The sequence below is a fragment of the Rhizobium leucaenae USDA 9039 genome, assembly GCF_000426285.1.
In the GTDB taxonomy this organism is placed as follows: Bacteria; Pseudomonadota; Alphaproteobacteria; order Rhizobiales; family Rhizobiaceae; genus Rhizobium; species Rhizobium leucaenae.
Map to the genome: position 1 here is coordinate 190,106 of NZ_AUFB01000002.1, position 20,665 is coordinate 210,770.

Genomic DNA, 20,665 nt, shown 5'->3' on the forward strand with positions numbered 1-20,665 from the left:
TCGACGCCGATAAGAAGGAACTTATTAACCGTCTTTGCCCTATTCGATTTGAGAAGCCATCGGCAATATCAATGACTGGGTTGCAGGTCTCATGCGTCTTTCTCGAACGAACATTTCGAATGCGGCAACCGGCTTCCTGCAGGAGGGAGAGCCGGATCCGGAGCAGGTCGCGGAAGAGGCCCGCCGGGCCGAGCAGATCGCCGCTCGCCGCGCTTTTCTGGAAGAAAAGATCCGCAACGCCCGCGAGGCAAAGCAGCGCGCGGAAGAACAGCGCCGCAAGGAAGAATTGCGGCTCGCCGAAGAGGCACGCTTCCGAATCGCCGCGGCGCCAAAACCTGTCGTCGAGGCATTGCAAACCAGCACGGCAGCAGGCGGCCCTATTATGCCCGTTACGCCGCATGGGATTTCGGCCGAGGAGCTTGCCTCACCCGGCTGGCAAAACGCTTTCCTGATGGGACCGAACGTTCGTTTCACCCGCACGCGCGAAACCGAGATCATCAGCCGGCGCCCGCCGGTGGAACCTGCGCCCGTTCTGTCGCCCGTGGCCGTGAACCAGGCCGCCATGCGCGTCGTTGAGCCGCCGGCAATTGAATCGCACGTCTCGATCGATAGTTCACAAATGGAACAGGCGGCAGAATTCCAACTGCCGCCTTGGGAAGACATGCCTTTCGCGGCTGAAACCTACAAGCCTTTCGCAATTCAGAAATCTCCGGCGATGGAGCCGGACGCATTGGAGATGACCGTCATCGCTACCGCATTTCATAAAGCTCCAGCGATCGCGCTGGATGCCTCGCCGTCATTGCCGAAAACTGCAGAATCCGTTGCCGCGCCTGTGGTCGAGTCGCGGCTCGTCAATCTCTCCGATTTCGCCTTCTGGGATGCCATGCCCTTCGAAAGCGAATTTCTTGCCGCCGTCAGAGGCACGCCGGTTCAGCCGGCAGTCGTTCCGGAGATCCAGTCCCGGGTCGAGTCGATCATCGCAAAATTCCGCGTCGTCGAATGCCGCCGCCCTTCATCCGCCATGGCCTCATCGCCGGACGCTGGGGTTTCGCCTGTTATAGCGGCCGCTGCCTCCGCCGAGCTTGCTCCGGTTGTCGAGACTGCTCCTGTCGGCGCATTCGTGATGGACGAGCTCGCCGCACTGGAAGCCTTGGCACTGGCGCCCGTCGCACCGGCCCGGATCGAGGCCGCAGCGCCGACGATCGCGGAATCGATGTCGACCGAACCCACTACGTTCGTTCCGCCCGCATTCGTCACCGCAGTATTCGCGAGCGCACCTGAGACCGTCGTCGAAGTGAAACCGGCCCCGGCCGCGAGCGTGCTTTCTCCGGCTCCGGTCATGGTCGTCGCGCCGATGCCGGTTCGAACATCAGCTCCGGCTGCTGCCGCCCCCGCTCCCGTCGTAGAAGCAAAGCCGGTCATTCCCGCGGTCGAAGCCGCCAAGCAGCGCCTGATCGATCCGCCGCCGTCGCAGATCACACCGCGCAGGGCGAACGCCTTGGCGCTTCCGGAGTGGCGGCCGATCGCCCCGAGCGGTGAGGGTGAATATGAGCTACCGCCCCGCGAGTTGCTGCAGGAGCCGGTCGCCCGGACCGGCGTGATCATGACGCAGGAAACGCTGGAGCAGAATGCCGGCCTTCTTGAAAGCGTGCTTGAGGACTTTGGGGTCAAAGGCGAGATCATCCACGTCCGTCCCGGCCCTGTGGTGACGCTCTACGAATTCGAGCCGGCCCCCGGCGTCAAATCCTCGCGCGTCATCAACCTTGCCGACGATATCGCCCGTTCCATGTCGGCTCTGTCGGCCCGCGTCGCCGTCGTTCCCGGCCGCAACGTCATCGGTATCGAACTGCCGAATGTCACCCGCGAGACCGTCTATTTCCGCGAGATGATCGATTCGGCCGACTTCGAGAAGAGCGGCTACAAGCTGGCGCTCGGCCTCGGCAAAACGATCGGCGGCGAGCCCGTCATCGCCGAACTTGCCAAGATGCCGCATCTGCTGGTTGCCGGCACCACCGGCTCGGGCAAGTCCGTCGCCATCAACACTATGATCCTGTCGCTGCTCTATCGCATGACGCCGGAACAGTGCCGCCTGATCATGGTCGATCCGAAGATGCTGGAACTTTCTGTCTATGACGGCATTCCGCACCTCCTGACCCCCGTCGTTACCGATCCCAAGAAGGCCGTCATGGCGCTGAAATGGGCGGTGCGCGAGATGGAGGATCGCTACAAGAAGATGTCGCGCCTCGGCGTCCGTAATATCGACGGCTACAACAGCCGCGTGGCATCCGCCAAGGAAAAGGGCGAGACGATCCATGTCATGGTCCAGACCGGCTTCGACAAGGGCACCGGTGCCCCGATCGAAGAGCAACAGGAAATGGACCTGACGCCGATGCCCTACATCGTCGTTATCGTCGACGAAATGGCCGATCTGATGATGGTCGCCGGCAAGGAGATCGAAGGCGCGATCCAGCGTCTGGCCCAGATGGCGCGCGCCGCCGGCATCCACCTGATCATGGCGACGCAGCGTCCGTCGGTCGATGTCATCACCGGCACGATCAAGGCGAACTTCCCGACCCGCATCTCCTTCCAGGTGACCTCGAAGATCGACAGCCGTACCATTCTGGGTGAGCAGGGCGCCGAACAGCTCCTCGGCCAGGGCGATATGCTGCATATGGCCGGCGGCGGTCGCATCTCGCGAGTTCACGGCCCCTTCGTCTCCGACGAGGAAGTCGAAAAGGTCGTCGCGCATCTGAAGTTGCAGGGTCGCCCGGAATATCTCGATACGGTCACCGCCGACGAGGACGAAGAAGACGAGGACGAAGATACGGCTGTTTTCGACAAGGGCGCCATCGCTTCGGAAGACGGCGACGATCTCTACGAACAGGCGATCAAGGTCGTCATGCGCGACAAGAAGTGCTCGACCTCCTACATCCAGCGCCGCCTCGGCATCGGCTACAACAGGGCCGCGTCCTTGGTGGAACGCATGGAGAAGGATGGCCTCGTCGGCCCGGCGAATCATGTCGGCAAGCGCGAAATTATCTCGGGCAACCGCAATGGCGGCGGTAATGTGGGCCAGGAAGATTTTGATTGAGAAAATACCTTCTCCCCTCGGGGAGAAGGTGCCCAACAGGGCGGATGAGGGGGCCGAGGGATGAAATCCCGAGGGCCTTGAGCGACAAGCGAAAGGCAGCCTTACGGTGCAACGCCCCCTCAACCTGCGCTAACGCGCATCCTTCTCCCCGCCGGGGAGAAGGTGACTAAACCCGCAAAACCTTCCCCGGATTCATCACACCCGCAGGATCGAACGCCATCTTGATCCGGCGCATCAGGTCCATCTCGATTTCGGGCCGGATCGAGGCCAGTTCGTCGCGTTTCAATTGGCCAATGCCATGTTCGGCAGAGATCGAGCCGCCATGTTGCAGCACCAGCCCGTGCACGATCTTGTTCATCTCGTGCCAGCGTCCGATGAACTCCGCCTTGTCGGCTCCCACAGGCTGCGAGATGTTGTAGTGAATATTGCCGTCGCCCATATGGCCGAACGCGCAGATGCGGGCGCCGGGCATGGCCGCCATCACCGCCGTCTCGGCCTCGTGCATGAATTTCGGGATCTGCGCGACGGGCACGGAGACATCGTGCTTGATCGAACCGCCCTCCGGCTTCTGCGCGTCCGACATGCTTTCGCGCATGTGCCACAGCGCCTTCTGCTGCGCCTCGGAACTGGCGATCGTCGCGTCCTGGACCAAGCCGGCCTCATACCCCTGTTCCAGCAGTGTCGTCATCATCCGCTCGGCTGTTTCGGCCGAATCCGACGTGGAGATATCGATCAGCAGATACCAGGGATGCACCGTTTCCAACGGATCGCGCACGCCCGGAATATTGCGGATGGTGAACTCGACGCCGATCCGCGGCATCAGCTCGAAACCGGTTAGCGCCGGGCCGCAGAGGCTGGACGCATTCTTGAACAGTGTCAGCGCGTCCTCGAGGAACTGAATGCCGGCAAAGGCCACCTGATGGCCGAGCGGCTGCGGGAAGAGCTTCAGCACCGCGCCGGTGATGACGCCGAGGGTTCCCTCCGCCCCGATGAAGAGGTCGCGCAGGTCGTAGCCGGTATTATCCTTCTTCAGCCGCCGGAGGCCGTTCCAGATTTCGCCGGTCGGCAGCACCACTTCGAGGCCGAGGCAGAGCTGGCGCATATTGCCATAGGCGAGGACGGCGGTGCCGCCGGCATTTGTGGAGAGGTTGCCGGCGATGCGGCAGGAGCCCTCGGAGCCGAGCGAAAGCGGAAACATGCGGCCATGCTCTTCCGCCGCCTTCTGCACGTCGGCGAGGATGCAGCCGCCATCGACGATCATGGTATTGCCGACCGGATCGATGTCGCGGATGCGGTTCATGCGCTCCAGCGAAAGAATGATGTCGGAGCCACCCTCGCGCGGCGTCTGGCCGCCGACAAGACCGGTATTGCCGGTCTGCGGCACGATCGGCGTGCCGGTCTCGCTGGCAAGCTTCAGGATGGCTGAAACCTCTTCCACCGAACCGGGCTTCAGGAGCAGCGGCGATGCGCCGTGATAGAGCCCGCGGTTTTCGATGAGATGCGGCGCCATATCAGCCGCCTCCCGCAACACTTGCTTTTCGCCGACGATGGCGACAAAGCGATCCAGGAGGGCGGGGGAGGGGGCGGAGCTGCTCATAGCTTGTCCTTTGCCGATTTGTCTTTGACCGGATTACTCTCTCGGCGCGGCCGCGCGGCGCAGCCGGTCGTTGATGGCCTCGCCGAGGCCCTCGTCGGGTATGCTGGAAAAGGCGATCATTGCCGCGCCGGTGGCATCGGCACGTTTCATGAAGTCGAAGAGATTGGCCGCAGCTTCTGAAAGATCGCCGGAGGGGCTGAGATCGAGCACCATGACCGCGTTCTCCACCCCGGCAATGTCTGGCCGGCCGAAACGGATCAGGGCCTCGCCCGGCAAAATAGTCGTCGCATCGAGCCGCACAGCGGCGCCCGGCGCATAATGAGAGGCAAGCATACCCGGGGCCTCAATGGCAGGCGAAGCGCCGTTCTTTCGCTTGAGTGGCTGACCTGCGACCCGCTCGATCTCCTCCGCCGCCAGGCCGCCCGGCCTCAGCATCCGGATCTCTCCATCCTCGACCTTGACGATGGTCGATTCGACGCCGACGATCGAAGCGCCGGCATCGAGGATCAGGGAAATCCGCTCGCCGAGATCATCGTGAACATGGTCGGCGCTGGTGGCGCTGATCTTGCCGGACGTATTGGCGCTGGGGGCGGCAAGCGGCCGGCCGAAGGCACGGATCAGATCGCCGGCAAAACCCTGCGGCACGCGGATGCCGATCGTATCGAGCCCCGCCGTCGCCAGCGGGTGGATATCGCTTTCCGGCCGCAGCGGCAGGACGAGGGTCAACGGACCGGGCCAGAAGGCCTCCGCCAGCTTCCGTGAGATCGGGTCGAAGATCGCATATCGTTCCGCCATGGCGAGATCGCTCATGTGGCAGATCAGCGGATTGAAGCGTGGCCGTCCCTTCGTCTCGTAGATGCGGGTAATGGCGGCGGGATTGGTGGCGTCGGCGGCAAGCCCATAGACCGTCTCGGTCGGCAACCCGATCGGCAGCCCCGCGGCAAGGGTCGCCGATGCCTCAGCTATCGCCGTTTCCGGGTGTTGGAGAATGTCTATGTGTCGCGCCATGGCCTGACCGGTTGCAGTTCAGGCCGTTCTTATGCTTTTCAAGTTTGGGGATCAATGATCAAAGCTGGCGAATGATGTCGCGGAGCTGTTCGTTGCGCGCGCCAAGCAGCAGCACATTGCGAACGGCGATCTGCGGATCATGCGTGTGGAAGAGCACGCCATTGCCTCGGATCTCGCGATTGATCGTCAGTTTCTTTTCCGGCGATTCCTGATCCGGCTGGATGGCGACAGCAAAATACATCCGTGAATATTTCAGGCTGATATTTTCGAAGAAATTGTCGTTCTGGCCAATGCGGGCAAAGAAATTGGCGATGTAGAAGGCCCAGCTCACCTCTTCATACTGCGCGAATTGCGTTCGCGCCGCGGTGACATGGCAATAGCCGAGATGCGGCGTGTCCTTCAGCGTGTGATGGAAGATCAGCTTCGGAAAACGAATCGATTGGTGAAAGCTGTTCAGCCGGTCATGGGTCTTTTCGCCGGCATTCCGCAACTTGTTCGCCGTGCGTTCGGCCACTTCCTCATAGCTGAGATAGCGCCTTTCTTCAGCAAGCCAATGCGCCCGGTCACGCGTGATGCGGCCGGTGCGCAGGAATTCGCTATGGGAGGCCGCCGGCAATTCCGGTTCCGGTTCGGCAGGCTTCTTGGCGTCGAAATATCTGAGCTTGGCCATAGCGGCACTCACGGTATGGGTATGGATACCAGTTGATAGATCGCCTAGCTTGAGCCGGGCTTAAGCGCAGCGTGCTTGAGGAGGATCAGAACCATGCCGGGCATCACCGATCTCAAACAACTGATTTCGAGCATGAAACCGAATCTCGTCGACGGCGAATTCGTTTTTTGCAGCGTGCCCGCTTCCGCACTGACAAACTACGTCCATTTGAAACCGATCGGGATGTTTCAGGAAACGGAAGGAATGACCCTGATCCTTTCGATCGAGGCAGCCCGGCAGGCGAGGCTTCCGGCGGAACCCGTGATGCGAATGATCACTCTCGACGTCCACTCCTCATTGGAAGCGGTCGGCCTGACGGCCGCCTTTGCCACGACGCTCGGAAATGTGGGCATCAGCGCCAATGTCGTCGCAGCCTATTATCATGATCATATCTTTGTGCCGACCGCCGATGCCGCGCGTGCCATGGCGGCACTCAAGGCGCTCTCCGCCGGCCAAGATCCTCTCTAAAGTCGGTCGCTGGCCGCTTTGTCGCAATCAAGATAAAGCGTCATGGAGCGAAGAGCGGCCCACGCGCGCAGTCGTCTTGTCAGCGACGAGATAACGCACTGAATTTATTCGTGTTATCGCGACCATATTTGCCGCATTTCCAAACTTCATCTCACCTGTCGCCAATTTCGAAGCCGATGTCGCATTGCAGCAGAGCGACGGCTGAGGCGGCGGCTATGATGACCTCAATCTCATGGTGCCGCCTGCTAGGGAGGTGGAGAATTGGGAAGCCGGTCAAAGTCCGGCGCTGCCCCCGCAACGGTGGTGGAGTAAGGCATGGCAAACAAAGCCACTGGGTTCAGACTGCCTGGGAAGGTGCCATGGGGTTCTCTCGAAAGAACCGCTCCAGAGCCCGGAAACCAGCCTTGAGGCTATAGATTTTACTGACCGCGGCGGGCGGTCGGAGTGCGACGCGTTGAGCCGTTTACGGCCGGCCGGTGCATGTCCTCTGCCTGCTGCCTGGCATCGCACGAGGATAGGCAAATGGATATCGGCACCAATGTTTTGCGGCAATTGAAGAACCGCCGCCAGGGTTTCAGCCTGGAGCAGGCCTTCTACACGGACCCCGATTACTTCAAGCTCGACATGGAGATGATCTACTATCGCGACTGGCTGTTCATCGGCCATGATTGCGAAGTGCCGCGTGCGGGCAACTATTTCACCGTCCAGATCGGCGATTATCCAGTCGTCATCGTCCGCGGCCGGGATCAGGTCATCCGCGCCTTCCACAATAGCTGTCGCCACCGCGGCTCGCGTGTCTGCGCCTCCGAGCGCGGTTCTGCGGCCAAGCTTGTCTGCCCTTACCACCAGTGGACATATGAGCTCGACGGTTCACTGCTCTTCGCCCGGCAGATGGCGGAGGATTTCGACAAAAGCCAATTCTCCCTGAAGCCGGTTCATTGCGAAAGCGTCGGCGGCTATATCTTTATTTGCCTCGCGAAGAACGCCCCGGATTTCTCCTCGGTCCGCGCCGCGATCGAACCGTACATGGCGCCGCATCGCATCGGCGAGACGAAGGTCGCCTTCCAGAGCACCATTATCGAAAAGGGCAACTGGAAACTGGTATGGGAGAACAATCGCGAGTGCTACCACTGCGCCGGCAATCATCCGGAACTCTGCCGGACCTTCCCGGAAGCGCCGACCGTGACCGGTGTGCAGGGCGCCATGAACGACCCCGTCATCGCCGAGCACTGGCAGCGCTGTGAAGCCGCCGGCCTGCCGAGCCAATTCAAGATTTCGCCGGATGGTCAGTTCCGCGCTGCCCGCATGCCGCTGATCGACGGAGCTGAAAGCTACACCATGTCTGGTCAACGCGCCGTCAAGCGGCCGCTATCGCCTGACATGGCCGTCAACAATATCGGTGCGATGCTGCTGTTCCACTACCCGACGACATGGAACCATCTTCTCGGCGACCACGCCATTTCCTTCCGCGTCCTGCCGATCAGCGCTGAGGAAACCGCAGTCACCACAAAATGGCTGGTGCACAAGGATGCGGTCGAAGGCGTCGACTATAATCTCGAGGAGCTGACCCATGTCTGGTCGGAAACCAATGATCAGGACCGCCGCATCGTCGAGGAAAACGCCTTCGGCATCCGTTCGCCGGCCTACGAGCCCGGTCCTTATTCGGAACTCCATGAAGGCGGCGTGATGCAGTTCGTCGAATGGTACTCGAATTTCATGATCAACCGGCTGCAGGGCGACCAGGCCAAGCTGTCGGCGGTTGCCTGAGTATGAATATGACCATTTCTCTCCGCCATCACCACCTCGACCAGATGCAGCCATGGAGCGACAGGCAGCATCTGCTGGAATGCCTGTCGGCAACGCCGGAAGCGCCCGATGTGATGACCTTCGCATTCCGCTCCGACAAGGACAATTGGTTCCGCTATTTGCCCGGCCAGTTCGTAACCTTGGAACTGCCGACGGCTCCGGAGCCGGTGATGCGCACCTATACGTTGTCATCCACGCCATCGCGGCCCTTTTCCATTGCCGTCACCGTGAAGGCCCAGAAGGACAGCATCGGCACGCGCTGGATGTTCGAAAACCTGAAGCCCGGCATGCGCGTCAAGGCTTTTGGTCCGCTCGGCGATTTCAGCCACATCCGTCATCCCGGCGAAAAATATCTCTTCGTATCGGCCGGCTCCGGCATTACGCCGATGATGGCGATGACGCGCTATATGGCCGACACGGCGCCGTTGTCGGACATCACTTTCGTCAATTGCTCGCGCAGCCCCGCCGACATCATCTTCCGCTCGGAGCTGGAATATCTCGCCCGCTTCATGCCGAACCTCGATCTTGGCTTCATCGTCGAGGGCTGCGGCCGCACCGATCTCTGGTCGGGGCTGAAAGGACGCATCGACAAGGCGAAGATCGCACTGTTGGCACCCGATTTCATGGAACGCACCATCTTCTGCTGCGGCCCGGAAGTCTTCATGGACGCCGTCCGCTCTATGCTGGAGGCTCACGGCTTCGACATGGCACGCTACCATCAGGAAAGCTTCCAGCCGGCGCAGGCGGCAACGCCGCTGGCCGAAGTCAGCGATGATGCGTCGGCGGAGGCGGCGACCTCGATCCGCTTTACCATGGCTGGCAGGGATGTCGCTTGCAGCCCAGGCCAAACGATCCTGCAGGCCGCGCGCGGTGCCGGGGTCCGTATTGGCGCTGCCTGCGAATCCGGCCTTTGCGGCACCTGCCGGGTGATGAAACTATCGGGCGAAGTCGAGATGAACCATAATGGCGGCATCCTCGATGACGAAATCGACGAAGGTTACATCCTTGCCTGCTGTTCGCGGCCTAAATCGGATGTGCAGATAGAAGCCTAGAGCTCATAGCGGATGCTCTAGAAATCCTGATAATTCAACTCGTTGATTTCGACCGGTTTCGGTTGGGTGGCGGCGGTGACGATGGGATCGATCAACAGCGAGACGAGTGTCTGTAGTGGTGCAGTGCAGCTCGGCCCCTTGGCAATGATCATGGGGGCCGGCTCCGGCTTGGCGGGCAGAAGATCGCCCTGCGGCCATATCTTGGCGAGCTGCACCTTCGTCATCTGCACGATGTTGACATCGATATCGGTGAGCGTCCCGGGCACCCGGTAAGGACAGGTCTTCTCCGAACAATTGTCGGACGAGGAGAATTGCCAGAGCGCATAATTATCCCAATTGCCGAGGGGGAAGGTTCCCGTCACATCCGGCTTATAGCGGGCGTACCACAAAGGCAGCCGCGACAGGATCGGATAGTCCTCGCGATGGTCGGCAATATACCGGGCGGTATTGTGATTGGTGTAGAGAATGGGATAGCGGCCGGTTCTGACCTTGATATGACCGACAAAGATCTGTGCGTCATCCAGCGACATGAACTGAGTCTGGTCCAAACCATCGATATCGAGCACCATCAATTCGTCCGGTTTCGGATCGGCATAATCTAGAAAATGATTGGCCTGGTCGACGGGATTGCCGGGCCGTCCAAGGTGGTAGGCACCCCAGAGCAGGCCGTTCGTCTTGGCCAGCATGCGGCGCGTCTGATACAGCTCGCGGCTGACGGCATATTTGCGCCACATGGTCTTGCAGTGCGCAAAGGTGTCGCCGGCGTGATCACCGGTGCAGGTAAAGCTCTCGGGTAGGCCGTCGGAAGCCTTGGAGATGAAAGCGGCGATGCGCTTGTCCTGCAGAAGCTTATCCCAGTCGATGGTATTCAACTCGTAGGCATCGACGACGAGGGCGTTTTGGGGATCGTTCCAGGGTTGGTTCTCACCGGCCGCGAGCCGGGAAGCCGGTCCGAGCAGCGCCAGAACCATCAGGAAACTGCAAATCAGAGGGTGAGTCTGCCGGTATCCCTTCATGAAACAATGGTAAGGATCGGTGGTTAATCTGCGGTTAAGCATGGGATCGCCAAAAATTTACCGTGCGATCCGCATAACCCCTTAAATTTGTACCGATTTAAGAGAAACACTATGCACCGCTGCGTTCCCGACGCGTCAAATTTAGGCGCGCGACGCGGCAGGCAGTTCGAATCCTGTCTTGGGAACCTTCCCCAATACGGAACGTTATTTGCCTCAGCACAATGTAAGCCAGGGAATGGAGATATAAATGCTTGGTTTCCGTGCAAGAATTGCGACTATCGCTGTCTCGGCCGCTGTGGCTCTGACGAGCTTCACCCCGTCCTTCGCAATGCAGATGCCTGCCGCGCCCGTAGCGGTAGCAGATAAGGCTGCCCCTGCCGACGTCCAGCAGGTTCAGTGGCGCCGCTATGGCGGTTATCACGGTGGGTATTATCCCTACTATCGCCGTGGTTGGTACGGCGGCTATCGCGGTTATCCCGGCTATCGTTATGGCTATCGCTATTACGATGGTTATTGGTACCCGCTGGCGGCCTTTGGCGCCGGAGCCATCATCGGCGGCGCGATTGCCAGCCAGCCGCGTTACGTTGCCCCCGCTGGAGGCATCAACCCACGCCATGTCGAATGGTGCGAGGCGCGCTACCGCTCCTACCGGGCTTACGACAATACGTTCCAGCCCAATCGCGGTCCCCGGCAACAGTGCTATTCGCCCTATTACTGAGCAAGAGATTTGGTCCATCAACGAAAACCGCCCGGTCGTTCGCCGGGCGGTTTTTTATGGATGGATTGTTGCCGTCAGAGAATGTTGACCCGCTTCAGCAGCCACCAGGATAATACCATCGACGCGATAATGAGCCCCACGGCATATTCCGTGCCGCCGCCGCCGGTTGAAAATGGCAGATTTGACGTGTTCATGCCGAAAAACCCGGTGACCAGCGTCGGCGGCAGCAGGAAAGCTGTCATGATCGACAGAATGTAGAGATGGCGGTTGATCTCGGAGGAAAGCTTCGAGTCGATTTCTTCGTGCAGCAGCCTGGCGCGCTCCTGCAGCGCGTAGACATCGTGATCGACCGCCTCCAGGCGGCCGGTCAAACGGCCGGCGACATCCTCGAAGCCGAGCGGCATCTCTTCGTCATCGGACGCTGCGGCGCGTCGCATCAGTGACAAGACGGTGCGTAGATGCCGGTGCAGGCGTACGATCGTCCGGCGGATGGGCGCGAGCCGCCGGCGTTCGTCCCGCGGCGCGTTCTCGTAGACGAAATCCTCGATGAGGTTGAGCTCCTCCGTCATCTCCATGACCAGCGAGATCAGGCTGCGCTGGAACTCGATGACCAGCAGTTCGAAAATATCCAGCGGCCCCGTGAATTTGGCGGCGTTTTTTTCGATCAGCATGCGCGCCCGCTCGACGCTGCGCAGCGGCTGCAGCCGGGTGGTGATGAGCATGCGGTCGGTGAGCACGAAATGCAGCCAGCCGATGTCGCGAGTGTCCTGATCGAATTCGCGCTGGAAATCCACCAGCGTGCCGTAGAGCATCTGCTCGTCGACGGTGAGGGTCGCATGCGTCTCATGCGTGGTGAGCGCCATGCAGGCCGGTTCGTTCAGACCTGGCGCATCCTCCAAAAGGGCTGGCACCCGGGCATCGACAAGACTGAGATGCAGCCACAGGAAACCGTCCTCGGCAAACAGCGCGGCGCGTTCGGTATCTTCGGATAGCCGCTCCGGCTTACTCGCGCCGGGACGCAGGCGATAAGCCCAGACGAGGCCGGGTATCGTGGTGGCTGACGTGATCGTGTTCATGGCCGGGTTGTTCGTATCCATCAAGGCAATTGCCATAGTCATTGTTCATGACAGTTGTTTATGCAAGTCCCGGCTGCGATGCGACAATCGTGCAGAGCGGCGGATATGCCGTAATTTTGCTTTCAAACGAAACCTCAAAATTGACGTTTACGTAAAAATCAATTAGCTATAAACATCATGTGGCCGATAGCCTAAGTGAGGTAGGCTGTCGGCATAATTATTGCGGAGGAGAATAGCATGTATAAGGCGCCGGTCGAGGAAATCGCGTTTACGCTGAAGCATGTCGCCGGCATGGGGCAAGCGATGGAAGACGGACGTCTTGGCGATCTCAGCGGCGATGTCGTCGACGCTATCCTGACCGAGGCCGGCCGTTTTGCAGGCGATGTGATGGAACCGCTGGCCGAGATCGGCGATCGGCAGGGCACGAAGCTGGTCGATGGCAAGGTGGTGCTGCCCCCTGGCTGGGAGCAGCTCTATCGCGACTGGATTGCCGGCGGCTGGAATGGGCTGACGGCGCCGGAGGAGTTCGGCGGGCAGGGCTTGCCGCATATGCTGAATATCGCGACGCTGGAAATGTGGAATTCCGCCTCCATGGCTTTTGGCCTCGCACCGACCTTGACCATGGGTGCAGTCGAGGCACTGCTCGCCCACGGCAGTGATGCCCTTAAGCGCAAATATCTGGCAAAACTGGTTTCCGGCGAATGGGCCGGCACGATGAACCTGACCGAGCCGCATGCCGGCTCCGATGTCGGGGCGCTACGCACCCGCGCCGAACGCCGCGACGACGGCACCTATCGCCTGTTCGGCCAAAAGATTTTCATCACCTGGGGCGATCATGAGGCGGCGGAGAATATCGTCCATTTCGTGCTCGCCCGCCTTCCGGACGCGCCGGCAGGCACCCGCGGCATTTCGCTGTTCCTGGTGCCGAAATTCCTTGTCGGCGACGATGGCTCGCTCGGCGCCCGCAACGACTATTTCGCCCATTCGCTGGAGCATAAACTCGGCATCCACGGCTCGCCCACTTGCACGATGATCTATGGCGACGGCAAATACGGAACCGAGAAGGGTGCCGTTGCCTGGCTGATCGGCGAGGAGAACAAGGGGCTCGCCTGCATGTTCACCATGATGAACAATGCCCGCCTCGCCGTCGGTATCCAGGGCGTGGCGATCGCCGAGGCTGCGACACAGAAGGCCATCGCTTACGCAAAAGAGCGCACGCAAGGTCGGGCGCCGGGTACGACGACCACAGGCATGAGCCCGATCATCGAACATCCTGACATTGCCCGCATGTTGCTGACGATGAAGGCGCTGACGCAGGGTTCGCGCGCCATCTGCTATGCCTGCGCCGAGGCGATCGACATGTCGCGTCGTGATGCGGGCAGGGCGCGGTATTGGCAGGAGCGGGCCGCCCTGCTGACGCCGATCGCCAAATCCTTTTCCACCGACGCAGGCGTCGATGTTGCCTCGCTCGGCATTCAGGTGCATGGCGGCATGGGTTTCATCGAGGAAACCGGCGCTGCCCGCCTGCTGCGCGACGCCCGCATCGCACCGATCTACGAAGGCACCAACGGCATCCAGGCAATCGATCTCGTAACCCGTAAGTTGACAATTACCAATGGCGACCATGTGCGTGGCTTCACCAATGAGCTACGCGAGATCGCCGATGCTGTTGAGAAATCCAATCTGGACGGCTTCGGCGAGACGGCTACTCGGCTCTACGCCGCGATCACTGATCTCGAAGCGGCAAGCGAATGGCTCCTCGCACGGCAGGCGGAAGGTTGTATCGCCGAGGCCCTGGCGGGTGCCACACCCTATCAGCGGCTCTTCGGTCTCGTGCTCACGGGCTGCTATCTCGCCAAGGGCGGTCTGGCCGATGTTGCGGACGGTGAGCAGGAAAAGCGTATCGCCCTCTGCCGCTTTGCCGCCGAAAACATGCTGGCCGAAACCACCGCACTTACCGATCGCATCGTCGCCGGCGCTTCCAGCCTCGAAGCTGCGCGCATTGCTCTTGCCTGAGGACATAGATTTGACCGACCACATCCTGATCGAACGCCCTGAGACCGCGCCACATGTGCAGGTGATCCGCTTCAACCGGCCGGAAAAGAAAAATGCCTTCACGCGCGCCATGTATCAGGCGATGACCGACGCGTTGTGGGCGGCGGATGAGACCTCCGATATCCGCGTCACCGCCTTCCTTGGTAGCGAAGGCTGTTTTTCCGCCGGCAACGATCTTGCCGATTTCCTGGCTTTCGCCATGAGCGGCACCATGGGCCGCGAGGTTCTGGACTTCCTGGCCGCGCTGGCGTCGGCGAAAAAGCCCGCCATCTCCGGCGTCGACGGCCTGGCGATCGGCATCGGCACCACGATCCATCTCCATTGCGACCTGACGATCGCTTCAGACCGCAGCCTGTTCAAGACCCCCTTCGTCGATCTCGCCCTCGTCCCCGAAGCCGCCTCCAGCCTGCTCGCGCCGCGCCTCATGGGCCACCAACGCGCTTTTGCTCTTCTCGCTCTCGGCGAGGGCTTTTCTGCCGCAGAAGCAAAAGAGGCCGGCCTGATCTGGAAAATCACTACGCCGGAAGCGCTGGAAGCCGAAACCCTGTCGCTCGCTGCCAAACTTGCAGCCAAGCCGCCGGAGGCGTTGCGGATCGCCCGTGACCTGATACGCGGTTCGGCCGAAGACGTTCTCGCCCGTATCGAGGAAGAGGCAAGGCACTTTGCGGCGCAACTGAAGAGCGCGGAGGCTCGGGCGGCATTCGAGGCGTTCATGAAGCGGTGAGGAATGTTCTTTTCCCTCATCCGCCCACGAGGGTCGGCCCCAAGCTCGTATCGTCACTTCTCCAGCGCCGCCACCACCTCGACATGCGAGCTCCAGAGAAACTGATCGATCGGCGTTACCCTCGTGATGCGGTAGCCGCTTTCGACAAGCAGGGCCAGATCGCGCGCGAGCGTCAGCGGATTGCAGGAGACGGCGACGATTTTTTTGACGGTGGAGCGAGCCAGTTCCTTGCTCTGGAATTCGGCACCGGCGCGCGGCGGGTCGAAGACGACGGCGTCGTAGGCTTTCAATTCCTGCGCCATCAGCGGCCGACGGAAAAGGTCGCGGCGTTCGGTCGTCACCGGTTTCAGCCCCGGCGTATTGCGCGCTGCATGGTCGAGCGCTGCCAGTGGCTTGTCTTCCCCCTCGACGGCATGCACGCGGCCGATGCGCGCCAGGCGCAGGGCAAACGTGCCGCTGCCAGCGAAGAGATCGGCGATGCGCTTTGCCTTGCGGACATGGGCGGCGACCAGCTCGGCCATAGCCTCTTCCGCCGGCTTCGTCGCCTGGGCAAAGGCGCCTGGCGGCGGCGAAACCTGGACGCCGCCGAACTCGACCATCGGCTTCATCGGCTCGACCAGGATCTCGCCGTTCAACGAGACCCGGGCGATGCCGCGAAGGGTGAGAACGGTCTCAATGGCGCTGCGGCGCTGCTTGTCGGAAAGCTTCTTGATGTCGTCGACGGCGATATCGAGACCGGATAGCGTCTCCAAAACGGAGATGCGAAACGCTTCTGCGCTGACGGCGAGAGCCGCGCCGACAGCCCGGATCGCCGGCAGCCGCGACATGATTCCAACAGACGCGATCGGACATTCCTGAATGGCGACGATATGGTGGCTTTCGGCCTGATTGAAGCCGATCAGCATGTCCTTCTCGGTCTTGCGCGCAGCGAAGACGACACGCCGGCGCTCGCCGGGACGAGCAGCGATAATGTCGTCTACTTCGGGCGTCAGCCCCTTGGAGCGCAGCGCATCGATCACGAGCTGGCGCTTGAAGGCGCGATAGGGCTGATCGGCATAATGCTGCAGCGTGCAACCGCCGCAGGCGCCGTTGACGCCCTCCGGGCCGAAATGCCGGCAGTGCGGCTCCTGCCGGTCGGGCGAGGCCGTTGCAATCGACATCAATGTGCCATGGCTCTTCACTCGGGCAATGGCAACACTCTCGCCGGGCAGTGTGAAGGGCACATAGATCGGCCCGTCAGTGCCTTGCGCAATACCGTCGCCCTGGGCGCCGAGCTTCTGGATAGTTACGGTTTCGGTGCTCATGGCTTGATCCCTGCGAGAAGATATTCCTGATTGCCGTCGCCACCCGCAATCGGCGAGGGGATGAGGCCGAGGCTCCGCCAGCCCATCTCCCCCATGAGCCAGCGTTCCAGCTCTGCCGCGACGGCCGGAGCGGAGGAGGGATCCTTCAACAGCCCGGCCTTGCCGATCGCCTCACGCCCGGCCTCGAATTGCGGCTTCACCAGCAGCGCACAATGCGAACCCGGCTCTGCGATTGCAAGGGCCGGGGCCAGCGCCAGCTTCAGCGAGATGAAGGAAACATCCGAGACGATGAAGGTTATCGGCTTGCCAATATCCTCCGCTGTCAGGTTGCGGGCGTTCAGGCCCTCGATATTGGTCACGCGCGGATCGGCTGAAATGCGCGGATGCATCTGTCCATGGCCGACATCGATGGCGGTGACATGCGCGGCACCCCGCTGCAACAGCACTTCGGTGAAGCCGCCGGTCGAGGCGCCGACATCCAGACAGTGCTGCCCTTTTGGGTCGAGCTGAAAATGATCGAGCGCCGCCACCAATTTCAGCGCGGCCCGCGACACATAGTCCTGAGCCGGATCGTCGATCGCGATCTCAGCATCTTCGGTAAATAACGCCCCCGGCTTGCTCACCACCTTGCCGTCAACCGTTACCGTGCCGCGCTGAATAGCGTCGCGCGCCCGCGAACGGCTGGCGAAAAGCGAAAGGGAGACGAGAAGCTGGTCGAGGCGTTGCGGTTCAGACATGGGCTGTCCATGCCGGGCAATGGTCTGCGTTGCAAGCGTTTTGTGTTGATGGCGGCGAATGTCGGCGTTGACGCTATGCGGCATCTGACCATAATCGCCACAAACCGGCGGTTGATGGGGGCTCGAATGCGGGGGATGTGTGGCTATGTGGCGGCTATGGCGATGATTGCTATGCCGGCCTTGGCGAATGATAGCATGGCTGAACTCAAGACCGGCGGCCTCGCCTATGTCCGCACCGGCGATATCAGCATGGAGGACGAAAAGCTCTTCATTTCTCCGACGGAGGTGAAGGTCGATTACATCTTCGAGAACACCTCGGACAAGGATGTCGAAAGCGTCGTCGCCTTCCCCATGCCGGATATCGAGGGCGTTCTCGATAGCACGGTCGCCATCGAGGACGCCGATGCCGACAACTTCCTCGATTTCACCGTCATGCAGGACGGCAAACCGATCACGCCGACTCTCCAGCAGAACGTGACAGTCGCCGGTATCGATATGACGGCGGAGCTGAAGGCGCACAATATTCCACTGCGACCGCTCGGCTCAGCCGCGTTCAACGCGGTTGCGAAGCTGCCGCCTGACGTGATCGAGGACTGGACGGCGCGGGGCCTCATTACGCATGACGAATATGATGATGACGGCCAGGGCATGAAGCATCATCCGACGCCGATGTGGACCCTGCACACCACCTATTGGTGGCGCACCAAGTTTCCGGCCGGCGCCAAGATCAGCGTCCAGCACCGCTACAAGCCGAGCGTTGGCGGCACGGTCGCCATCACCTTCGCCGGCGATGATGACTACAAGAAGGAGCAGCTCAAGACTTATCGGACGAAATATTGCATGGACGACGCCTTCGTCAAAACCGCCGGCAAACTGTCCGCCGCCGCCGACAAGGGCGGCCGCGGCTATACCGAAAGCTGGATTTCCTATGTTTTGAGCACAGGCGCCAACTGGTCCGGTCCGATCAAGCATTTCCAGCTAACCGTCGATAAAGGCAGCCCGGATAATTACATTAGTTTCTGCGGCAGCGGCGTCAAAAAGACCGGCCCCACGACCTTCCAGATGACAGCGGAGGATTTCTCTCCTAAGCATGACCTCGATATTCTGATCCTCAACGCAGTACCTCGGAATTAGGCTTTTACTGCGCCGCACGGAGTTAAATGATTTTAAAGCGGTAGCATTTACTTATGCAGAGGATTGCGATTGTCTTCTTCAGGGATAATCGCCTGCCATGACGGCTTTGCGCCTTTCGCGCCCAATCATGCCTCTTCCCTGAATTTTCGAGCATCCGGCCGCGCTCTCCGAGCGGTATCGTCGTTGTTTGCTAGGACCAGCGCTCAGGAGGCGCTCGCCCATGTTTGCGAAGAACCTTTCTTTGAATGGCAAACTCGCCATCACCTTTGCCGCACTTATCGCTCTCTTCGCCTGCGTTTCGGCATTCGTTTACGCCAAGGAAGAAGTATCGACCGGGGCCGCCGCCGAACAGGTGAAATCGCAGGAGCTCGTCAATCTGATCGACGATTCTCTGCAGGCCATGCTGGAACAGGCCGTCAATTTGCGCGGCTTCCTGCTGCTGCGCAGCGATAGCACCTATGGCGACGTCGGCACCAATCGCGATCGCATGCTGAAAAGCATGGCGGCTGCCAAAGCGGTTGCCGCCAACGAGCCCGATCTGCTTTCGGCGATTGACGGCATGCAGAAGGCAGCAGACCTCTATTTCCACCAGCTCGCCGAGCCGCAGATGAAGGCGCGCAAGGAAACTGAGATGCCGCTGGACCAGATCGTCAAGATCGGCCAGAACGAGACGAAGGGCCAGCTCGATGGCTTCCGTGAGGCGGCCGCCAAGATCAAGCAGGCTGCCCGCGCCAAGGCTGCTGCCTTGTCAGCCACCCAGGACGAAGCGAACAGCGATCTACGCATGACGCTGATCGCCGGCGGTATCATCGCCTCGCTGGCCGCTGCCGTGCTTGCCTGGCTCCTCGCACGCACCATCGTTCGCCCGATCGTCGGCATGACCGCGGCCATGGGCCGTCTCGCCGGCGGCGAGCACAATATCGAGGTACCGGCCATCGGCCGTGGCGATGAAGTCGGCCGCATGGCCGATGCCGTCCTCGTCTTCAAGGATGCCGCGATCGAGAAGCTGCGTCTTGCGGGCGAAACCGACCGCATGCGCGGCGATGCCGAGCGTCAGCGTCAGATGAGCGATGAGCAGAAGGCCCGCGAAGAGGGCGAGATCCGCTTCGCGATGGAGGGATTGGCCGGCGGACTTGCAGCCCTTGCCTCCGGCAACGTCGCCGCGCGCCTCGACCGCGCCTTCGCGCCGCAGTTCGACGCTGTTCGCGCCGACTTCAACAATGCCGTCGAAAAGCTGGAGGCCGCCCTGCAGTCGGTCGGCCGCAATGCCTCGGCGATCAATGCAGGCGCCGGCGAAATTCGCTCGGCTGCCGATGATCTTGCCCGCCGCACGGAGCAGCAGGCCGCCGCCGTCGAAGAGACGGCAGCAGCCCTCGAGCAGGTGACGACGACGGTTCGCGATTCGGCCAAGCGTGCCGAAGATGTCGGCCATCTCGTCGAACGCGCCCGTCAGGGCGCTGAGAAATCAGGGGATGTCGTGCGCAAGGCGGTCTCCGCCATGCAGCAGATCGAAAAGTCCTCGGGCGAGATCAGCAACATCATCAGCGTCATCGACGACATTGCTTTCCAGACCAACCTTCTGGCTCTCAATGCCGGCGTCGAAGCTGCCCGCGCCGGTGATGCAGGCAAGGGTTTTGCGGTCGTCGCCCAGGAAGTCCGCGAACTGGCACAGCGTTCCGCCAACGCCGCCAAGGAAATCAAGGCGCTGATCAACACGTCGAGCGATCAGGTCAACACCGGCGTCTCGCTGGTCGGGGAGACCGGCAAGGCGCTGGAACTGATCGTTTCGGAAGTGCAGGAGATCAACCGCCACGTCGGCGCCATCGTCATCGCCACCCGCGAACAGTCGACGGGCCTGCAGGAGATCAACACCGCCGTCAACAACATGGACCAGGGCACGCAGCAGAACGCCGCCATGGTCGAGGAACAGACGGCGGCGAGCCACGCACTTGCGCGCGAGGCAGCCTCCCTCAACGAACTCCTGCACCAGTTCCGCCTGAATGATATGCCACGCGAATCCAAGCGTCCCGCAGCCGCTACCGCCCAGTCGCGGCCGGCCGCTTCCCCGGCGAGGGCATTGGGTCGCACGGTCGCCAAGGCGTTCAGCGGCAAGGCCACTGCGGCGGCGGTTGCCCAGGATGAGTGGGAGGAATTTTGAGTAAGGCGTCTT

Annotated in this window: 16 protein-coding genes and 1 riboswitch; of the genes, 9 read left to right on the forward strand and 7 right to left on the reverse strand. The window is 61.2% G+C overall.

Features of this window, described 5'->3' with window-relative positions; all coding sequences use genetic code 11:
• The first annotated feature begins 91 nt into the window (after positions 1-91).
• Positions 92-3,091, forward strand: a complete 3,000-nt coding sequence (locus K290_RS0103600) for a DNA translocase FtsK (RefSeq protein ID WP_028750606.1) — start codon at positions 92-94, stop codon at positions 3,089-3,091.
• Positions 3,092-3,257: 166 nt separating this feature from the next.
• Here the strand turns inward: K290_RS0103600 and K290_RS0103605 are convergent, their stop codons facing one another.
• From K290_RS0103605 to K290_RS0103615, 3 genes are read right to left on the reverse strand one after another with little or no spacing between them, the layout of a single operon-like run.
• Positions 3,258-4,688, reverse strand: a complete 1,431-nt coding sequence (locus K290_RS0103605) for an FAD-binding oxidoreductase (protein WP_028750607.1) — start codon at positions 4,686-4,688, stop codon at positions 3,258-3,260.
• Positions 4,689-4,721: 33 nt separating this feature from the next.
• Positions 4,722-5,696, reverse strand: coding sequence for an L-threonylcarbamoyladenylate synthase (locus tag K290_RS0103610; RefSeq protein WP_028750608.1), 975 nt, complete (start codon positions 5,694-5,696; stop codon positions 4,722-4,724).
• A 58-nt stretch (positions 5,697-5,754) separates the two neighbouring features.
• Entirely contained in the window at positions 5,755-6,366 is a 612-nt protein-coding gene (locus K290_RS0103615) for a DUF6656 family protein (RefSeq protein ID WP_028750609.1), read from the reverse strand.
• A 93-nt stretch (positions 6,367-6,459) separates the two neighbouring features.
• On the opposite strand from K290_RS0103615, the gene K290_RS0103620 reads away from it, so the two are divergent.
• From K290_RS0103620 to K290_RS0103630, 3 genes are all read left to right on the forward strand, one after another.
• Positions 6,460-6,873 carry an ACT domain-containing protein gene (locus K290_RS0103620; protein WP_028750610.1) on the forward strand — a complete coding sequence of 138 codons (414 nt, stop codon included), beginning with the start codon at positions 6,460-6,462 and terminating at the stop codon, positions 6,871-6,873.
• Positions 6,874-7,089: 216 nt separating this feature from the next.
• Positions 7,090-7,294, forward strand: a riboswitch (cobalamin riboswitch).
• Positions 7,295-7,395: 101 nt separating this feature from the next.
• Entirely contained in the window at positions 7,396-8,640 is a 1,245-nt protein-coding gene (locus K290_RS0103625; protein ID WP_028750611.1) for an aromatic ring-hydroxylating oxygenase subunit alpha, read from the forward strand.
• 2 nt (positions 8,641-8,642) lie between these two features.
• A complete protein-coding gene (locus tag K290_RS0103630; RefSeq protein WP_028750612.1) occupies positions 8,643-9,731 on the forward strand; it encodes an FAD-binding oxidoreductase in 1,089 nt (362 codons plus the stop codon).
• A gap of 17 nt (positions 9,732-9,748) precedes the next feature.
• Here K290_RS0103630 and K290_RS0103635 read toward each other — a convergent pair whose 3' ends face one another.
• Positions 9,749-10,702 (reverse strand): glycoside hydrolase family 25 protein, encoded by a 954-nt coding sequence (locus tag K290_RS0103635; RefSeq protein WP_245276464.1) that lies wholly within the window; start codon positions 10,700-10,702, stop codon positions 9,749-9,751.
• Between the two features lie 292 nt (positions 10,703-10,994).
• On the opposite strand from K290_RS0103635, the gene K290_RS0103640 reads away from it, so the two are divergent.
• Positions 10,995-11,465 (forward strand): BA14K family protein, encoded by a 471-nt coding sequence (locus K290_RS0103640; RefSeq protein WP_028750614.1) that lies wholly within the window; start codon positions 10,995-10,997, stop codon positions 11,463-11,465.
• 74 nt (positions 11,466-11,539) lie between these two features.
• Here the strand turns inward: K290_RS0103640 and K290_RS0103645 are convergent, their stop codons facing one another.
• A complete protein-coding gene (locus K290_RS0103645; RefSeq protein WP_028750615.1) occupies positions 11,540-12,541 on the reverse strand; it encodes a transporter in 1,002 nt (333 codons plus the stop codon).
• Positions 12,542-12,778: 237 nt separating this feature from the next.
• On the opposite strand from K290_RS0103645, the gene K290_RS0103650 reads away from it, so the two are divergent.
• Positions 12,779-14,557 (forward strand): acyl-CoA dehydrogenase family protein, encoded by a 1,779-nt coding sequence (locus K290_RS0103650; protein WP_028750616.1) that lies wholly within the window; start codon positions 12,779-12,781, stop codon positions 14,555-14,557.
• 10 nt (positions 14,558-14,567) lie between these two features.
• Positions 14,568-15,320 carry a crotonase/enoyl-CoA hydratase family protein gene (locus K290_RS0103655; protein ID WP_028750617.1) on the forward strand — a complete coding sequence of 251 codons (753 nt, stop codon included), beginning with the start codon at positions 14,568-14,570 and terminating at the stop codon, positions 15,318-15,320.
• Between the two features lie 53 nt (positions 15,321-15,373).
• Here the strand turns inward: K290_RS0103655 and K290_RS0103660 are convergent, their stop codons facing one another.
• Together K290_RS0103660 and K290_RS0103665 are read right to left on the reverse strand one after the other, a co-directional pair.
• A complete protein-coding gene (locus K290_RS0103660; RefSeq protein ID WP_028750618.1) occupies positions 15,374-16,624 on the reverse strand; it encodes a class I SAM-dependent RNA methyltransferase in 1,251 nt (416 codons plus the stop codon).
• Complete coding sequence (locus tag K290_RS0103665) at positions 16,621-17,361, reverse strand: TlyA family RNA methyltransferase (RefSeq protein WP_028750619.1); 741 nt, start codon at positions 17,359-17,361, stop codon at positions 16,621-16,623. The genes K290_RS0103660 and K290_RS0103665 overlap by 4 nt, the downstream gene beginning before the upstream one ends.
• 126 nt (positions 17,362-17,487) lie before the next feature.
• Between K290_RS0103665 and K290_RS0103670 the strand changes: the two genes are divergently transcribed.
• Both K290_RS0103670 and K290_RS0103675 read left to right on the forward strand, forming a co-directional pair.
• The gene (locus tag K290_RS0103670; RefSeq protein WP_028750620.1) at positions 17,488-18,495 is read left to right on the forward strand and encodes a DUF4424 domain-containing protein; all 1,008 of its coding nucleotides are present in this window, start codon (positions 17,488-17,490) and stop codon (positions 18,493-18,495) included.
• A gap of 220 nt (positions 18,496-18,715) precedes the next feature.
• A complete protein-coding gene (locus K290_RS0103675) occupies positions 18,716-20,653 on the forward strand; it encodes a methyl-accepting chemotaxis protein (protein WP_028750621.1) in 1,938 nt (645 codons plus the stop codon).
• Positions 20,654-20,665: the final 12 nt, after the last annotated feature.

Coding starts and splice junctions, on each gene's coding strand:
- K290_RS0103665 (WP_028750619.1), bottom strand. CDS start 17,361: ATGTCTGAACCGCAACGCCTCGACCAGCTTCTCGTCTCCCTTTCGCTT.
- K290_RS0103630 (WP_028750612.1), top strand. CDS start 8,643: ATGAATATGACCATTTCTCTCCGCCATCACCACCTCGACCAGATGCAG.
- K290_RS0103635 (WP_245276464.1), bottom strand. CDS start 10,702: ATGGTTCTGGCGCTGCTCGGACCGGCTTCCCGGCTCGCGGCCGGTGAG.
- K290_RS0103645 (WP_028750615.1), bottom strand. CDS start 12,541: ATGAACACGATCACGTCAGCCACCACGATACCCGGCCTCGTCTGGGCT.
- K290_RS0103610 (WP_028750608.1), bottom strand. CDS start 5,696: ATGGCGCGACACATAGACATTCTCCAACACCCGGAAACGGCGATAGCT.
- K290_RS0103615 (WP_028750609.1), bottom strand. CDS start 6,366: ATGGCCAAGCTCAGATATTTCGACGCCAAGAAGCCTGCCGAACCGGAA.
- K290_RS0103600 (WP_028750606.1), top strand. CDS start 92: ATGCGTCTTTCTCGAACGAACATTTCGAATGCGGCAACCGGCTTCCTG.
- K290_RS0103625 (WP_028750611.1), top strand. CDS start 7,396: ATGGATATCGGCACCAATGTTTTGCGGCAATTGAAGAACCGCCGCCAG.
- K290_RS0103640 (WP_028750614.1), top strand. CDS start 10,995: ATGCTTGGTTTCCGTGCAAGAATTGCGACTATCGCTGTCTCGGCCGCT.
- K290_RS0103670 (WP_028750620.1), top strand. CDS start 17,488: ATGCGGGGGATGTGTGGCTATGTGGCGGCTATGGCGATGATTGCTATG.
- K290_RS0103650 (WP_028750616.1), top strand. CDS start 12,779: ATGTATAAGGCGCCGGTCGAGGAAATCGCGTTTACGCTGAAGCATGTC.
- K290_RS0103660 (WP_028750618.1), bottom strand. CDS start 16,624: ATGAGCACCGAAACCGTAACTATCCAGAAGCTCGGCGCCCAGGGCGAC.
- K290_RS0103675 (WP_028750621.1), top strand. CDS start 18,716: ATGTTTGCGAAGAACCTTTCTTTGAATGGCAAACTCGCCATCACCTTT.
- K290_RS0103605 (WP_028750607.1), bottom strand. CDS start 4,688: ATGAGCAGCTCCGCCCCCTCCCCCGCCCTCCTGGATCGCTTTGTCGCC.
- K290_RS0103620 (WP_028750610.1), top strand. CDS start 6,460: ATGCCGGGCATCACCGATCTCAAACAACTGATTTCGAGCATGAAACCG.